The following is a 15339-nucleotide window of genomic DNA, read 5'->3' on the forward strand; positions in this document are numbered from 1 at the left end:
GCCGCCGTCTCACGCCTCCCAGACGGCGACCGCCGTACGGTCGTCGGCGTACCCCTTCACTCTCAGCTGGACGTCCGCGAGGAACGCGGCGAGCCCCGGCGGCTCATGCCCGGACCACCGCTCGGCCAGCTCCTTCGCGAGCGCGGGCTCGCCCCGCAGCGGCTCGGCCAGCCCTCCTCCGCACAGCAGCAGGGTGTCACCCGGGCGGGCGACGGAGGCGCGGAAGCGGAAGGGTTCGGCGGGCGGGGGCGGCGGGTCGATGTAGGGGCGGGCGGGCTCCACGGTGTGCAGGTCCATGGTGAGCCGGTCGCCGTCGGCGGTCTCCGAGGGCGGCGAGCCGAAGCCGACGACGGGTTCGCCGCTGACCTCGCCCGGCTCGGGCGCCGCGGGCTCGATGTCCTGCCAGACTCCCCCGCGCAGCCGGAACAGACCGCCCGGCCCGACCCCGAAGAAGATTCGGGTGCGGCAGCCGGGGTCGGCGGAGAGCAGCAGACAGCGCAGGCCCGCGGTGTACTCCTCGGGCTCCGCGCCCAGTTCGGCGGCGCGGGCGCGCAGCCGTCCGTAGCTGCGGTCGGTGAGCCGGTGCAGCCCGGACTTGAGGTCGCCCCGGCGCCCGGCCCTGATGTCGTCGGCGAGCCGGGCGTGGCTGCGCCCGATGGCGCCGCCGATCCAGCGGCAGGCGTCGGCGGCGGCGAGGTGCGCGCCCTCGAAGGTGCGCATGCCGCCGGCGACGGCGACCAGGACCAGCGCGTCCTCGCCCTGGCCGAACCGGGCGGTGAGCAGGGCGTCACGCCGGGGCTCTCCCCGGTAGCGGGCGGAGTCGCCGCGCACCGAGGCGGCACGCAGGACGTACGCCCCGTACCGGGCGCCGTCCAGGACCGTGTCCGCGACGAGCTCGCCGAGGCTGTCGGGCCGTGCGTCCGGCAGCGCGGTGGGCTCGGCGTCGTAGGTGGGCGGCCGGTCCCCCACATGCGCGACGCGGGGCCGGGGCCCGGGTGGCGGGGGCGGTTCAGGGGCCGCCACCGGCGGGGTGGCGACAGGGGCGGGGGCCGGGGGATCCGGTGGCGCGGGAGGCGGTTCGGGCGCGGCCTGGGCCTCGGCGCCGGGCGGACCGGGTGGCGGTGGCTGGGGCGCCTGCTCGGCGGCGGGCGGACCGGGTGGGGGCGCAGGGACGGCGGGTTCGTACCCGGGCGGGGGCGGGGGCGGCGGGGGAAGGGTGTCGGCGGGCTCCCACCACCCGGCCGTACGGCGGGAGCCGGGCGGCGCCGCGCCGGCGGGCGGCTGCCAGGGGGCCCTGGACGGGGGGCCGCCGGGGGCGGGCGCGGGCTCCGCCGGTTCGGCGGGACCGCTTTCGTCCTGTGCCTCGGGCCGCTCGGGTACGCGCGGCGCGGGCCCGTCCTGCGGCGACCGGGGGTCCGGTACGGGCGGACTGACCGCCCGGGCAACGGACTTGAAGCGGTCGTCGAGGGTGTCGCCCGCGGTCGCGGGCGCGCTGTCCGGGGCGGACTCGTCGTACAGGCGAGTCCACCAGTCGTCGTCCGAGGTGCGCCTCTCCCCCTGCTGACTCATGCCCCTTATTGTCCACCGCGCGGGCCGCACGAAAACCGTGGAACGGGTAAAAGTGGTCAGCACACAAATCCGTGTCCCGTACGGGGACACGAGTCGGCACACCTCCGCCGGGCGGCCCTTCCCCCCACGAGAGGGCCGCCCGGCGAAGCCTTGTGAGGGGCAGCCCGCCAAGCGCTCGCCCCCGCGCGGGACGGCCGTGGCCGCCGCTCCCGGAGCCGTACGCCATACCGGGCGCATCGCTCTCCGCGGCTGAATACAGAACAAAGCACTCCGCACGCAAAGCGCGCAAATGCCCTGTTGCCGACGGCTGTTGGTCCTGCGGTTGCGCCAGCTTGGCAGAGCGACGGAAGGTGCGGGGACGATGTTGCGAGGCGGGTTCACGCCGTGGCCGTTTCCCGCCACCCGTGGACACCGGCGTGAGAGGGGCGAACGAGGGTGCTCGGAGCGATAGGCCTGGACGAGACGCAGGAGTCGGCGTACCGGACGCTGGTGGCGCTGGGCGCGGCCGAGGTCGCGGACCTGGCGCACCGGCTGGCGCTTCCGGAGCCGGACACGGAACGGGCGTTGCGGCGCCTGGAGCGCCAGGGCCTGGCCGCCCAGTCCTCCGCCCGGACCGGGCGGTGGGTGGCGGCCCCGCCCGGCGTGGCGCTCGGCGCCCTGCTCACCCAGCAGCGCCACGAGCTGGAGCGGGCGGAGCTGGCGGCGGCGGTGCTGGCCGAGGAGTACCGGGCGGAGGCCGCCGAGCCCGCCGTCCACGACCTGGTGGAGGTGGTGACCGGCGCCAGTGCCGTCGCCCACCGCTTCCACCAGCTCCAGCTCGGCGCGACCGACGAGGTGTGCGCGCTGGTCACGGGCCGTCCGGTCGCGGTGACCGGCGTGGACAACGAGTCCGAGGAGCGGGCGGCGGCCCGGGGCGTCGCCTACCGGGTGGTCATCGAGCGCGAGGTGCTCGCCCTGCCCACCGGGATCACCGAGGTCACCGCGGCGCTCGGGCGCCAGGAGCAGGTGCGGACGGTCGAGCGGGTGCCCACCAAGCTGATGGTGGCCGACCGCAGCCTGGCGATGGTGCCGCTGACCGGGCGGGACGCGGAGCCCGCCGCCCTGGTGGTGCACGCGAGCGGCCTGCTGGAGTCGCTGATGGGCCTCTTCGAGTCGGTGTGGCGGGACGCGCTGCCGCTGCGGCTGGCGGGCGCGGCGGTACGGGAAGAGGCGGCCGGCCCCGACACCACGGACCTGGAGATCCTGTCGCTGCTGCTGGCCGGGATGACCGACGCCAGCGTGGCCAAACAGCTCGACCTGGGCCTGCGGACCGTACAGCGCCGGGTGAAGGGCCTGATGGAGCTGACCGGCGTCACCACCCGGCTCCAGCTGGGCTGGCACGCCTATGAGCGCGGCTGGGTGGCCCGGTAGCGCCGGGCCGGACCCGAGGGCGGCTCGCACGCCCCTCCCCCGGCCTGCACGGACGTCCGAAGTAGCGCACGCTGGGCAGGTGGGCGTATGGCAGCTCCTGGTGATGGGCCTGGTGATGCTTCTCGGGCTGTTGGGCGTGCTGGTGCCCGGGGCGCCGGGGCCGGCGGTCGTGTGGGCGGCCGTGGCGTGGTGGGCTCTGACCGACACCGGCGGCACGGCCTGGGCGGTGCTCGCCGGGGCGACGGGCCTGCTGCTGCTCGCCCAGGCGGTCAAGCTGAGGATGCCGCCCCGGCGCCTGAAGGCGTCCGGCGCCCCCCGCCGCTCGCTGTTCACCGCGGGTCTCGCGGCGATCGCCGGGTTCTTCCTGCTGCCGGTCGTCGGCGGGGCCGCGGGGTTCCTGGCCGGTCTGTACGGGGCGGAGCGGGTGCGGCTGGGCAGCCACGGGGCGGGCTGGTCGTCGGCCCGCACGGTGCTGCGGTCCGGCGGGTACGCGGTCCTGGTCGAACTCCTGGTGTGTCTGTCGGTGGTGGGCGTGTGGGCGGGCGTGGTGATCTGGGCGTGAGACGGGCCGTGGACGTAGGTCCGGCGACCCGGACGCCCTGGTTCTGGGACCCGATGACCTCCGGCGGGTACGCGTGTGAGGCTGGGGCATGACCGAATTCAGCGCGGCCGAGCGCGCGTATCTGAAGACCCAGCGGCTGGGGCGGCTGGCGACCGTCGACCCCAAGGGCCAGCCGCAGGCGAACCCCGTCGGGTTCTTCCCGCAGGACGACGGCACGATCCTCATCGGCGGGTACGCGCTCGGCACCACCAAGAAGTGGCGCAACCTGCTGCTGAACCCCCGCCTCGCGCTGGTCGTCGACGACGTGGTGAGCGTACGGCCGTGGCGGGTGCGGGGCGTGGAGGTCCGGGGTGAGGCCGAACTCCTCACGGGGCCGCACGACTTGGGCCCGCACTTCAGCGAGGAGCTGATCCGTATCCGCCCTGCCAAGATCCACAGCTGGGGTCTGGACGGGGAGTAGCGACCGGGGACGGCTCAGCGGGCCCGAGCCGTCGCGCCCGGGCCGTCCGGGTCAGGGGCTGACCGCGAGCACCAGGTAGCCGGCGAAGAGGGCGAGGTGGACACCGGCCTGCATCGGTGTCGCGCGGCCCGGGACGACGGTGAGGATGCCCACGCCGACGGTGAGCGCGAGCAGCACCATGTGGCTGGCGCCGAGGCCGAGGACCAGCGGTCCCGAGAGCCAGACCGAGGCGAGCGCGACCGCCGGGATGGTCAGTCCGATGCTCGCCATGGCGGAGCCGAGCGCCAGGTTGAGGCTGGTCTGGACCCGGTCGCGGGCGGCGGCCCGGGAGGCGGCGATGGTCTCGGGCAGCAGCACGAGCAGGGCGATGACCACACCGACGACGGAAGCCGGCAGCCCCGCGGCGGCCACCCCGCGTTCGATGGTCGGCGAGACGCCCTTGGCCAGGCCCACCACCGCGATCAGGGCCACCGCGAGGAGTCCCACGCTGACCAGGGCGGTACGGGAGGACGGAGGGTCGGCGTGCTCCTCCTCCAGCACCTCGCCCTGTTGGGTGACCGGCAGGAAGTAGTCGCGGTGGCGCACGGTCTGGGTGGCGACGAACAGCCCGTAGAGCGCCACCGAGGCGAGGGCGGCGAAGACGAGCTGGGCGGGGGAGAACTGCGGGCCGGGCCTGCTGGTGGTGAAGGTCGGCAGCACCAGGCTGAGCCCGGCGAGCGTGGTCACCGTGGCGAAGGCGGCGCCGGTGCCCTCGGGGTTGAAGACGGCGAGTCTGCGCCGCAGCGCCCCGATGAGGAGGCAGACCCCGAGGATGCCGTTGCAGGTGATCATCACGGCGGCGAAGACGGTGTCGCGGGCGAGCGTGGCGTTCTTGTCACCGCCGTCCGACATCAGGGTGACGATCAGCGCGACCTCGATGATCGTCACCGCGACCGCGAGCACCAGCGAGCCGAACGGCTCCCCCACCCGGTGCGCCACCACCTCGGCGTGGTGCACCGCCGCCAGCACCGCGCCCGCCAGGAAGCAGGCCACCAGCGCGACCAGGGCGGAGGGGAGCGAGCGCCCCCAGGTGAGCGCGAGCAGCACCACGGCGAGCGCCGGCACCAACGCCGACCACCGCTCCAGCGGGAGGCGGGCGAGACGGATCATGTTCCGACGTTCTCAGACGGGGCCGCCCCGCGCCCGTCGGCCGACGCCGTCCGCGCCCTACGGGACGGAGCCGGACACTCCGGCCGCGCGCAGGTGCTGATGGGCGTACGAGCGCCAGGGCCGCCACGGGTCGGCGCCGTCGCGGGCGCCCCCCGAGTCGTCGGACCCCACGTCCGGCTCGCCCAGCGCCCGCGTGCGGATCAGCGCGACCGTGCGGGCGTCGACTCCTGGCAGGGTGCGCAGGATCCGTACGGCCTCCGCGCGGTCGGCGCCCGCGTCCAGGCGCAGTCGGCCGTCCGCGAGCGCGGCGGCCAGCCCCGCCAGGGCCGGGTCGGGGTGCGCGGCGAGGGTGGCGGGGTCGGGGAAGAGGTGGGTGAGCGAGCCGCACGGCACGTCGAGCCGCTTCCCGTACACCTCGGTCAGCTCGCGCGCCGCGTCCCGGCCCACCAGGGCCCGTACCGCGTACTCGTCCGGGTCGGCGGCCCCCGGCGAGCGGATCCCGGGCCGGGCCGCGACCAGGGGGGCGAGGCGGGGGTCGGCGGCGAGGCGCTCGTCCACCGCGTACGGGTCGGCGTCCAGGTCGAACAGGCGGCGCAGGCGCTGGACGGCGGTGGTCAGGTCGCGCAGGTCGGTGAGGTGGATGCGGGCCTGGAGCCAGCCGCCCCGGCGCGGGCGCGCCTCGTCGACGGCCACGATGCCCGTGCCGTACGGCAGCCGCAGGGTGCGGCGGTAGGTGCGCCTGCCCGGCTCGCCGGTCATCTCATCGGCCCCGGCGACGGCCTCCTCGGCGAGCAGGTCGAAGACGGGACCCGCGGCGTACGGGCCGCGGTGGGCCAGGCGCAGCGGGATGCCGGCGGCGAAGGCGGCCGGGCCGGACCCCGCCCGGGTGCCGGACTCCTCGCGCAGGGCGCTGGGGGTGCGCGCGTAGATCTGCCGGATGGTGTCGTTGAACTGCCGCACGCTGGCGAACCCGGCCGCGAAGGCGATGTCGGTGACCGGCAGCCCGGTGGTCTGGAGCAGCACGCGGGCGGTGTGGGCGCGCTGGGCGCGGGCGAGGGCGACCGGGCCCGCGCCGAGTTCGGCGGTGAGCTGGCGCTGGACCTGCCGGGTGCTGTAGCCCAGGCGCGCGGCGAGGCCGGGGACGCCCTCGCGGTCCACCACGCCGTCCCCGATCAGGCGGACGGCGCGGCCCACGACGTCGGCGCGGACGTTCCACTCGGCGGAGCCGGGCACCGCGTCGGGGCGGCAGCGGCGGCAGGCGCGGAAGCCGTGGCCCTGGGCGGCGGCCGCGGTCGGGAAGAAGCGGACGTTGGCACGCTTGGGGGTGACGGCCGGGCAGCTGGGGCGGCAGTAGATGCCGGTGGTCGCCACGGCGAAGAAGAACGCGCCGTCGAAGCGGGCGTCACGGCTGCTGACCGCCTCGTACCGGGTCTCGTCGGCCGGGTCGGCCGTTGCGGTGCCGCTCTCCTCGTACGTCGTCACCCGTCCAGTGTGCGCCTCGGCGGATGCGCGCACTCGCGGGATTCGGACACGGCGCTCGGGGCGCCGTGCCCGAATCCCCCTGCGTGCCGGACGTCAGGCCCGGGGCCGTCAGCGCACGCGGCCCCGCTTGGCGGCGTAGTTGGCCCGGCCCTCGGCCGACCGCAGCCGCCAGTCGCGGCGGATCTCGTTGCGCAGGCGCGCGTCCGTCTTGGCGACGATCCGCTGGTTCTCGCGGATCAGCTTGCGGTAGCTCTCCAGGCGCCGCTCGGGCAGCGAGCCGTCCTCGATCGCCGCGAGCACCGCGCACCCCGGCTCCGCCTCGTGTGCGCAGTCGTGGAAGCGGCACTCCCCGGCCAGCGCCTCGATCTCCGCGAAGACCTGTCCGACGCCGGTCGCGGCGTCCCACAGGCCCACCCCGCGCAGCCCCGGGGTGTCGATGAGGACGCCGCCGCCGGGCAGGACGAGCAGATTGCGGGTGGTGGTGGTGTGCCGGCCTTTGCCGTCGACGTCCCGGATGGTCTGCACCTCCATCACGTCCGCGCCGAGCAGGGCGTTGGCGAGCGTGGACTTGCCCGCGCCGGACTGGCCGAGCAGCACGCTGGTGCCGTCCGCGACGATCGCCCGCAGCACCTCGACGCCGTCGCCGGTGGTCGAGCTGACGGGCAGGACCTGGACGCCGGGCGCGGCGGTCTCCACGTCTTCGACGAGGTAGGAGAGCCCGACCGGGTCGGGCACCAGGTCGGCCTTGGTGAGGACGACGAGCGGCTGCGCGCCCGACTCCCACGCCAGGGCCAGGAACCGCTCGATCCGCCCGAGGTCCAGCTCGACGGCGAGCGAGACCGCGATGATCGCGTGGTCCACGTTGGCCGCGAGGATCTGCCCCTCGGACCGGTTGGAGGAGGTGTTGCGGACGAAGGCGGTGCGGCGCGGCAGGTACGCGCGCACGAACCGGGGGTCGCCGCCGGGATCGACGGCGGCCCAGTCACCGGTGCAGACGACCCGCATCGGGTCGTGCGGGGTGACGTAGGCGGTGTCGGCGCGCAGCGGTCCTTCGGGAGTGACGAGGTCGCACTGGCCCCGGTCGACGCGGACGACCCGGCCGGGCAGCAGGCCCTTGTCGGCATAGGGGGCGAATTCGGCGGCCCAGGCGTCGTCCCAGCCGTAGGGAGCCAGGGCGTCGTACGAGGAGATGGTGGTGCGCGACTGCTGCGAAGCAGAAGAGGAGGACAAGGGGAGACCCTTCACAAGGGTGGCCCCGGCGGTGGGTTGGGTTCAGCCGGCGGCCACGGGAGTGGAATAGATGTACTTCTGGATGAGGGCAGCGCCCAACGCCATGACAGCCATCGGTCAACCTCCCGGTTCGTTCGCAGGGTCTGAAGCGCCGGCCAACGGCCGTCGCACACAACGCAGTCACCATAAGGCCGGGCCCGGGGGCCGGCCAACTCATTTATCCACGGCCCTCGGCGGCTCGCGCGGCGGCCTGCGGGGCCGCCCTCCGCGTGGCCTCCGGGGCGGGCGCCAGGAAGACGTACCAGACCGTCCCGGTGCGGGGCGTGACCACCTTGCGTCCGGGCCAGGAGCGGGCGTACGGGGGCGGGTTGGGCGCCGACCGGACCAGGGCGAGCGGGGTGCGGCGCGCCGCCGCGACGATGCCCGGCACGGTCTGGGTCCGGTCGCGGCGGTCGCTGGCGTGCGAGGAGCAGCGGCCGTAGAAGGCCTGCGGCTGGGACTGCTCGCCGACGATGGTGCAGGGCGGCCGGATGCCGTACTCCGCGAGCCGCGCCACCAGCCACTGGTCGTCCGAGCGCAGGGCCTGCTGGCGTGCGGTGCGCCGGTCCAGGATCCCGTACTGGCCCCACAGCTGGAGCCCCAGGCAGACCGCGACGGCGGCCCCCGCGACGATCCGCCACCGCCCGCGCGCCGCCGCCACCGCCCCGAGCGCGCACTCGGCGACGACCGGCGCGAGCAGCGCGTACGCGGGGATCAGGAAGCGGGGCGCGGCGTAGCCGATGCCGAAGAGGTACGGCAGGCCGAGCGCCGCCGCGCACCACACCGCCAGCAGCGCCGAGCGCCCCCGCCCGGCCCTGGCCGCGCGGAGCGCGCCGAGGGCGGTGAGCAGCGGGAGCGCCAGCCACCACACCGCGCTCTGGTGGGGGTTGGGCCAGCCGGAGGTGCAGGGGCGGCACAGCAGCGGGCCGTTGAGGGTCATCAGGTTCATGCCGAGCGCGTTGTGCAGGCTGAGGCCGCCCTGCGCCTCGCCCGCCCCGTGCACCCGCTCCAGGACGCCGCCGAAGCGCAGATACGCCTCGACGACCCAGGGCAGCACACCGGCGGCGAGCCCGCCCAGGACCGCGACGGCGGTCCGCGTCCGCCGCCACGCCGGTACCGCGAGGACCGCCGTGAGCAGGGCGAGCGCCAGATAACCGCCGTCGTAGGGCCGCACAAGCGCCGTGAACGCCACGCTCAGCGCCACCGCGAGCAGCGGGCCGCGCCGCCGCTCCCGGTCCTGGGCGGCGTGCAGGAACCAGCCCGCCCCGGCGAGCGCGCCGTAGGCCACGTACAGGTTGGGCATGACCTCGCCCGCGTAGAACTGCACCACCCACAGACCGCTGAAGAGCACGGCGGCGAGCAGCACGACCCGGCGGCCCGCCAGGGTCAGCCAGGGGCGGAAGGCGAGGGTGAGGCCGAGCGCCGCGAGCAGCAGCATCCAGGCGCGCAGCACCGGCACCGAACCCGTCAGTTGGGCGGCGGGAGCGGCCAGCCAGCTCACCCCCCGGGCGCGGGGCTCGCTGAAGAAGGCGTCGGGGACCCGGGGGTCGACCTGGCTGACGTACACCGTCTCGTCCCAGCCCAGCGGCAGCCGCCAGGCGCCGGTGGCCAGCTGGACCGCGCCGCAGGCCAGCGCGAGCAGCGCCCCCACCAGCGCCAGCCGGAGGGTGTCCGGCCGCGGGGGACGCACGGCCGGTCGGCTCGGCAGGGACCGGGTAGCTTGATCGGCGGCAGCCATGCGCCCAACCTACGCGGCCCGGACCGGCCCCGGCAGGCGGAGTACGCCCACGGGTGCGTGTCCGTTTCCTTCAAGACCGGCGCCTGCGCCGCGTCCTACGGTGGCGCCATGAACGCACGATTCGACTCCATCGGCCTGGTCGTCTCCGACATGGCCGCCTCGCTCGCCTTCTACCGCCGTCTGGGTCTGGACATCCCGGCCGAGGCCGACGCCGAACCGCATGTGGAGCACACCCTCGCGGGCGGCACCCGCATCCTGTGGGACACCGAGGAGGTGATCCGCTCCTTCGACCCGGGGTGGACCCGCCCGTCCGGCGGCGGCCGGGCCGACCTGGCCTTCGTCTGCGACGGGCCGGAGGCGGTGGACCGGCTGTACGAGGAGCTGGTGGCGGCCGGGTACTCCGGCCACCTCAAGCCGTTCGACGCCTTCTGGGGCCAGCGCTACGCGACGCTCCACGACCCGGACGGGGTCGGCGTCTCGCTCTTCGCGGCCTCGGCGTAGCGGGTCAGGGTGGTGCCGGCCAGGTCGCGCATCTCGCGGGCGAGGTGCGCCTGGTCGGCGCAGCCGGCGGCGAGCGCGGCCTCGGCGTACGGCACACCCGCCAGGACCAGGCCGAGGGCGCGTTGCAGACGCAGCACGCGCGCGAGGGTCTTGGGACCGTAGCCGAAGGCGGCCAGCGAGCGGCGGTGCAGCCCGCGGGCGCCCAGCCCGACCGCCTCGGCCGTCGCGGCGACCGTGGCGCCCGCCGCGAGCCGTCCGGCCACCTCCCGCATCAGCGGGTCCGGCTCCCCGGCCCTGGCCAGCGCGGCGGCCTCCAGGGCGGTGGCCGGGTCGGGTGCCTCCTCGATCCGCTCGGCGAGGTGGCGCACTTCATCACCGGGCCAGAGCGCGCCGAGGTCCACGCGCCGGTCGCGCAGTTCGTGCGCCGGTACGCCGAGCGCCACGGGCCCCGCGCCGGGCGCGAACCGCACGCCCACGAACCGGGCCCCGGCCGGCGCGTCCGGTACGTACGCGTGCGTGTCGGGACCGGCGACGAGCAGCTTCCCCTCGCACCAGAGCAGGTCCATGCAGCCGTCCGGCAGGACGGGACGGACGGCTCCCGCCGCCAGCGTGCGCGCCCAGACGACCGCTCCGGGGAGCCGCGAGGCACGCTCTCGGTACATGTCTTCGAGACCAACGCGCCCTAGGACCTGTCCTTGCCGTGTGTGTCGCGCGTCCCGTGCAGCCGGGACTTCACGTGGTCCGGCGGCAGGAAGCGCGACCACCGCTCCGGGTACTCCGCGGGCATCCCGGGGTCCGCCGGGTCGTAGTCCGCGGGGTCGAAGTCCTCCGGGTCGCCCTGGTAGGCGGCCCTGGCCCGGGCCGCGCGCGCCACGATCTCGGCGGCCTGGGCCGCCTTGACCCGCTCGTTGGCAGCGCGGGCGGCGGCCGTGGCGACCGAGGGCCACACGCGGTCGATCGCGGCGTTCACGGCCGCGCCCACCAGGACCGCGAAGGCCGACACGCCGATCCAGAGCAGGACGGCGACGGGCGCGGCCAGCGAGCCGTAGATGGTGGGGCCCTCGACCGTGCTGGTGAGGTAGATCCGCAGCAGGAACGAGCCGAGCACCCACATCGCCAGGGCGACCAGCGCGCCCGGCACGTCCTCGATCCACGGCGAGCGGACCGGGACCGACACGTGGAAGAGGGTGGTCAGAAATGCCACCGAAAGGAGGATCATCACCGGCCAGTACAGAACGCTGATGACGTCCGTCCCCCACGGGATCAGCTCGACCACCCGGTCCGGGCCGACCACCGCGAGCGGCAGCACCACCGCCCCGATCAGCAGGGCCACGACGTAGAGCAGCAGGGAGAGCATCCGGGTGCGGACGATGCCCCGGTGGCCGTCGAGCCCGTACATCACGGTGATGGTGTCGATGAAGACGTTGACGGCCCGGGAGCCCGACCAGAGGGCGAAGGCGAAGCCGAGGGAGACGATTTCCGGCCTTTTCCCCTTGGTGACGTCGGCCAGGAGCGGCTCGGCGAAGTCGTGGACGCCCCGGTCGGAGAGGACCGACTGGGCGGCGGTGAGGATGTTCTTGCTGATGCTGTCGACGGTGTGCGTGTTGGTCCAGCCGTCCACGTAGCCGAGCAGCGCGATCAGGCTGAGCAGCAGCGGAGGCAGCGAGAGCAGGGTGAAGAACGCCGCCTCGGCCGCCAGTCCCAGGATGCGGTACTCGATGCACGAGTTGACGGTGTCCTTCAGGAGCAGCCAGCCCATCTTCCGCTTGGAGACGTTGCGGTAGAGGACACGGGCCCGGTGGAGTCGGCTCGGGGCCCGGTGGAGTCGGCCCGATGGCCGCTCGGGTGTTTCATTTGCTGGCTGCACCTCCTTACCGTATCGGCATGGCGACCACCACCCACACAGTGACCAACCAGGCTCCGCCCCTGGTGGGATACGACGTCTTCTTGTCCGACCGCGCCCTTGCCGAGGGGGTCGAACGGCATCTGGCGCCCGACCTCGCCGGGGAGGCCCGCGAGGAGCTCAGCGGCCTCGGGCGCACCGCGGGTTCGTCCCAGGCGCAGGGGTGGGGTGTGCTGGCGAACGAGAACCCGCCCAAGCTGCGCACCCACGACCGCTACGGCCACCGGATCGACGAGGTCGACTTCCACCCGAGCTGGCACCGGCTGCTCGGGCACGCCGTCGGAGCGGGTCTGACGGACGCCTGGGGCCGGCCGGGGGGCCATGTGCGGCGCGCCGCCGGGTTCCTGGTGTGGACGCAGGCCGAGGCGGGCCACGGGTGCCCGCTGTCGATGACGCACGCGGCGGTTCCCGCGCTGCGCACCGACCCGGCGCTGGCCGCCGAGTGGGAGCCCCGGCTCACCTCCCATGTGTACGAGGAGGGGCTGCGCCCGCCCGCCGACAAGGCCGGCGTGCTCTTCGGGATGGGCATGACGGAGAAGCAGGGCGGCAGCGACGTCCGGGCCAACACCACCCGGGCGAGGCCGCTGGGGGACGGCGGTGAGTATCTGCTGACCGGGCACAAGTGGTTCTGCTCGGCGCCGATGTCCGACGCCTTCCTGGTGCTGGCGCAGGCGCCCGGCGGGCTGACCTGCTTCCTGGTGCCCAGGGTGCTGGACGACGACACCCGCAACACCTTCCGCATCCAGCGGCTCAAGGACAAGCTGGGCAACCGGTCCAACGCCTCCGGCGAGGTCGAGTTCGACGAGACGTGGGCGCGCCGGGTCGGCGAGGAGGGGCGCGGGGTGCGCACCATCATCGAGATGGTGGCGGCGACGCGGCTGGACTGCGTGGTCGGCTCGGCGGCGCTGATGCGCCAGGGCGTGGCGCAGGCGATCCACCACGCGGCCCACCGTGCTGCCTTCGGCGGGGTGCTGATCGAGAAGCCGCTGATGAGGAACGTCCTGGCCGACCTGGCGCTGGAGTCGGAGGCGGCGACCACGCTGGCGCTGCGCCTCGCGGCGGCGCAGGACGCCGTCCAGAGCACGGGTTCGCAGGAGGAGCAGGCGCTGCTGCGGCTCGCGGTCCCGGCCGCCAAGTACTGGGTGACCAAGCGCTGTACGCCGGTCGTCGCCGAGGCCCTCGAATGCCTGGGGGGCAACGGGTACGTGGAGGAGTCCGGGCTGCCCCGGCTGCTGCGCGAGTCGCCGCTGAACTCGATCTGGGAGGGCTCGGGCAACGTCCAGGCGCTGGACGTGCTGCGGGCGCTCCAGCGCGAGCCGCAGGCCCTGGACGCCTTCCTCCAGGAGGTCGGACGCGCGCGCGGCGCGGACCACCGGCTGGACGGGGCGATCAAGGACCTGCTGACGGAGCTGGCGGACCTGGACGGCGTCGAGGCGCGGGCGCGCCGGGTGGTGGAGCGCATGGCGCTGGTGCTCCAGGGGTCGCTGCTGGTGCGCTGGGCGCCGCCGGAGGTGGCGGACGCGTTCTGCGCCTCCCGCCTCGGCGGCGACTGGGGCTCGGCCTTCGGGACGCTGCCGCACACCCTCGACCTGGGCGCGATCGTCCAGCGGGCGCGCGCGGAGGTCTGAGCGCCGGCGCGTGCAGAGCGGGCGCCCGGGCCTCAGCGGCCCGGGCGCCCTCACCGGGACGTGCGTCGGGGGTGGTGCTGCGCCGACACGGCACCACCCCCGCACTCTCATGCGCCCTGACGGGCCATGACGACCGGACGTCCGGTGTTCCACCACCTTCGTACACACGCGCGGCCGTTCGCGAGAGTTGCAAAGGGTTGCAACCATGTGCGGCATATCGCCGCGCGCGAACGCCCGGGCGGGCACGATGAATGCGTGGCGGCCGTGTTCAACTCCCCCTCGGAACGCGGGTGCCGACAGGAGGACCCAGTGCAGGACACCACCACCCTCGATCCGGCCCGGCTGGCCGCGATGGACGTGCGGGAGGCGACCCGGCTGCTCAAGGGCATGCGGGCCGCCACGCTCGCCGGACTCCCCTCCACGCCCGCCCCGCGCGCGGAGATCCACGCGTCCTGGCGCCGGGTGCTCCGCCGCGGCCTGGACCCGGACGGCGCCGGGCACACCCGGCTGCTGCCCCTGGCGGAGGTGGAGCGGCGCCGGCAGTCCTCGCCGCTCCGGGAGGTGCTGCCGGTGCTGCGGGAGGCGCTGGTCTCGGTCGCGGACGCGGCCCAGCACATCATGGTCGTCTCCGACGCCGACGGCATGCTGCTGTGGCGCGAGGGACACGCCTCGGTCCTCAGGAACGCCGACGCGCTCGGCTTCCAGGTCGGGGCCGACTGGAGCGAGGGGGCGGTGGGGACCAACGGGGTGGGCACCCCGCTCGTCACCGGCCGCCCGATGCTGGTGCACTCGGCCGAGCACTACCTCTCCACCCATCACACCTGGACGTGCGCGGGGGCGCCGGTCGTCGACCCGCGCGACGGGCGGTTACTGGGCGTGGTGGACGTGAGCGGCCCGCTGTCGACGATGCACCCGGCGACCCTGGCGTTCGTCACCTCCGTGTCCCGGCTGGCCGGGGCCGAGCTGCGCACCCGCCATCTGGCGGCCGTGGAGCGGCTGCGGACGGTGGCGGCGCCCGTGCTGTGCCGGATCGGGGGCCGGGCGCTGGCCGTCGACACCAACGGCTGGACGGCCGCGGTGACGGGGATGCCGCCGGTGGACCGGCTGCCGCTGCCGAAGTCGTTCCGGGCGGGCCGGGTCTGGCTGCCCTCGCTCGGCATGTGCGCGGTCGAACCGCTGCCGGGCGGCTGGCTGGTACGGGTGGTGGGCGACGGCGCCCCACCGGCGGACGCGCTGCCGCGCCGGGTGGTGCTGGATCTGAGCCGGCGCCGCGCGTCGGTGACGGTCTCGGGGGACGCGGGCAGCTGGGCGCAGGAGCTGAGCCCGCGCCACGCCGAGCTCCTGTACGTGCTGGCCCTGCACCGCGCCGGGCGCACGGCCGCGCAACTGGCCGACGAGATCTTCGAGGACCCGACGCGTACGGTGACGGTACGGGCGGAGATGTCCCGGCTGCGGCGCCATCTGGCCGAGGTGCTCGCGCACCGCCCGTACCGGTTCGCGGAGGACGTGGAGGTGGAGGTTCTCCGGCCCGCCCACCCCGCCGACCTGCTGCCGCACTCCACGGCCCCGGCGGTGCGCGGGGCCCGCCACCACCCGCACTGACCCGCACTGACCCGCACTGACCGCATTGACCCGCACTGCCCCGCATTGACCCGCGCTTGATGGTGA

Annotated in this window: 13 protein-coding genes; 6 read left to right on the forward strand and 7 right to left on the reverse strand. The window is 75.2% G+C overall.

The features are described 5' to 3' along the window. Window positions 1–9: 9 nt before the first annotated feature. A complete protein-coding gene (locus ACZ4MU_RS20825) occupies window positions 10–1569 on the reverse strand; it encodes a protein phosphatase 2C domain-containing protein (RefSeq protein ID WP_467878531.1) in 1560 nt (519 codons plus the stop codon). Between the two features lie 435 nt (window positions 1570–2004). Between ACZ4MU_RS20825 and ACZ4MU_RS20830 the strand changes: the two genes are divergently transcribed. The 3 genes from ACZ4MU_RS20830 to ACZ4MU_RS20840 all read left to right on the forward strand — a co-directional run bounded on the left by ACZ4MU_RS20830 (window position 2005) and on the right by ACZ4MU_RS20840 (window position 4001). Then, a complete protein-coding gene (locus ACZ4MU_RS20830; protein ID WP_467878534.1) occupies window positions 2005–2979 on the forward strand; it encodes a helix-turn-helix domain-containing protein in 975 nt (324 codons plus the stop codon). A gap of 79 nt (window positions 2980–3058) precedes the next feature. Beyond that, on the forward strand, window positions 3059–3541 hold the full coding sequence (locus ACZ4MU_RS20835) for a DUF456 domain-containing protein (RefSeq protein ID WP_467878536.1): 483 nt from the start codon (window positions 3059–3061) through the stop codon (window positions 3539–3541). Between the two features lie 88 nt (window positions 3542–3629). Continuing rightward, complete coding sequence (locus tag ACZ4MU_RS20840; protein WP_467878538.1) at window positions 3630–4001, forward strand: PPOX class F420-dependent oxidoreductase; 372 nt, start codon at window positions 3630–3632, stop codon at window positions 3999–4001. Between the two features lie 51 nt (window positions 4002–4052). On the opposite strand, the gene ACZ4MU_RS20845 is transcribed toward ACZ4MU_RS20840, so the two are convergent. The 4 genes from ACZ4MU_RS20845 to ACZ4MU_RS20860 all read right to left on the reverse strand — a co-directional run bounded on the left by ACZ4MU_RS20845 (window position 4053) and on the right by ACZ4MU_RS20860 (window position 9639). Then, on the reverse strand, window positions 4053–5150 hold the full coding sequence (locus ACZ4MU_RS20845; protein WP_467878540.1) for a calcium:cation antiporter: 1098 nt from the start codon (window positions 5148–5150) through the stop codon (window positions 4053–4055). 57 nt (window positions 5151–5207) lie between these two features. Beyond that, entirely contained in the window at window positions 5208–6632 is a 1425-nt protein-coding gene (locus ACZ4MU_RS20850) for a DNA-3-methyladenine glycosylase 2 family protein (RefSeq protein ID WP_467878544.1), read from the reverse strand. A 108-nt stretch (window positions 6633–6740) separates the two neighbouring features. Further along, the gene (gene rsgA / locus ACZ4MU_RS20855; RefSeq protein ID WP_467878547.1) at window positions 6741–7862 is read right to left on the reverse strand and encodes a ribosome small subunit-dependent GTPase A; all 1122 of its coding nucleotides are present in this window, start codon (window positions 7860–7862) and stop codon (window positions 6741–6743) included. A gap of 217 nt (window positions 7863–8079) precedes the next feature. After that, entirely contained in the window at window positions 8080–9639 is a 1560-nt protein-coding gene (locus ACZ4MU_RS20860) for a hypothetical protein (RefSeq protein ID WP_467878549.1), read from the reverse strand. A gap of 108 nt (window positions 9640–9747) precedes the next feature. Between ACZ4MU_RS20860 and ACZ4MU_RS20865 the strand changes: the two genes are divergently transcribed. Continuing rightward, a complete protein-coding gene (locus tag ACZ4MU_RS20865) occupies window positions 9748–10140 on the forward strand; it encodes a VOC family protein (RefSeq protein ID WP_467878551.1) in 393 nt (130 codons plus the stop codon). Here ACZ4MU_RS20865 and ACZ4MU_RS20870 read toward each other — a convergent pair. Together ACZ4MU_RS20870 and ACZ4MU_RS20875 are read right to left on the reverse strand one after the other, a co-directional pair. Next, entirely contained in the window at window positions 10080–10802 is a 723-nt protein-coding gene (locus ACZ4MU_RS20870) for a DUF6597 domain-containing transcriptional factor (protein WP_467878553.1), read from the reverse strand. The genes ACZ4MU_RS20865 and ACZ4MU_RS20870 overlap by 61 nt on opposite strands. A gap of 20 nt (window positions 10803–10822) precedes the next feature. Continuing rightward, window positions 10823–12007 carry a YihY/virulence factor BrkB family protein gene (locus tag ACZ4MU_RS20875; RefSeq protein ID WP_467878555.1) on the reverse strand — a complete coding sequence of 395 codons (1185 nt, stop codon included), beginning with the start codon at window positions 12005–12007 and terminating at the stop codon, window positions 10823–10825. Between the two features lie 17 nt (window positions 12008–12024). On the opposite strand from ACZ4MU_RS20875, the gene ACZ4MU_RS20880 reads away from it, so the two are divergent. Further along, window positions 12025–13671: an acyl-CoA dehydrogenase family protein gene (locus tag ACZ4MU_RS20880; RefSeq protein WP_467878558.1), complete on the forward strand. Its 1647-nt coding sequence runs from the start codon at window positions 12025–12027 to the stop codon at window positions 13669–13671. Between the two features lie 351 nt (window positions 13672–14022). Continuing rightward, window positions 14023–15273: a GAF domain-containing protein gene (locus tag ACZ4MU_RS20885; RefSeq protein ID WP_467878680.1), complete on the forward strand. Its 1251-nt coding sequence runs from the start codon at window positions 14023–14025 to the stop codon at window positions 15271–15273. Window positions 15274–15339: the final 66 nt, after the last annotated feature.

This window comes from Streptomyces sp. NPDC026377, from assembly GCF_055567715.1.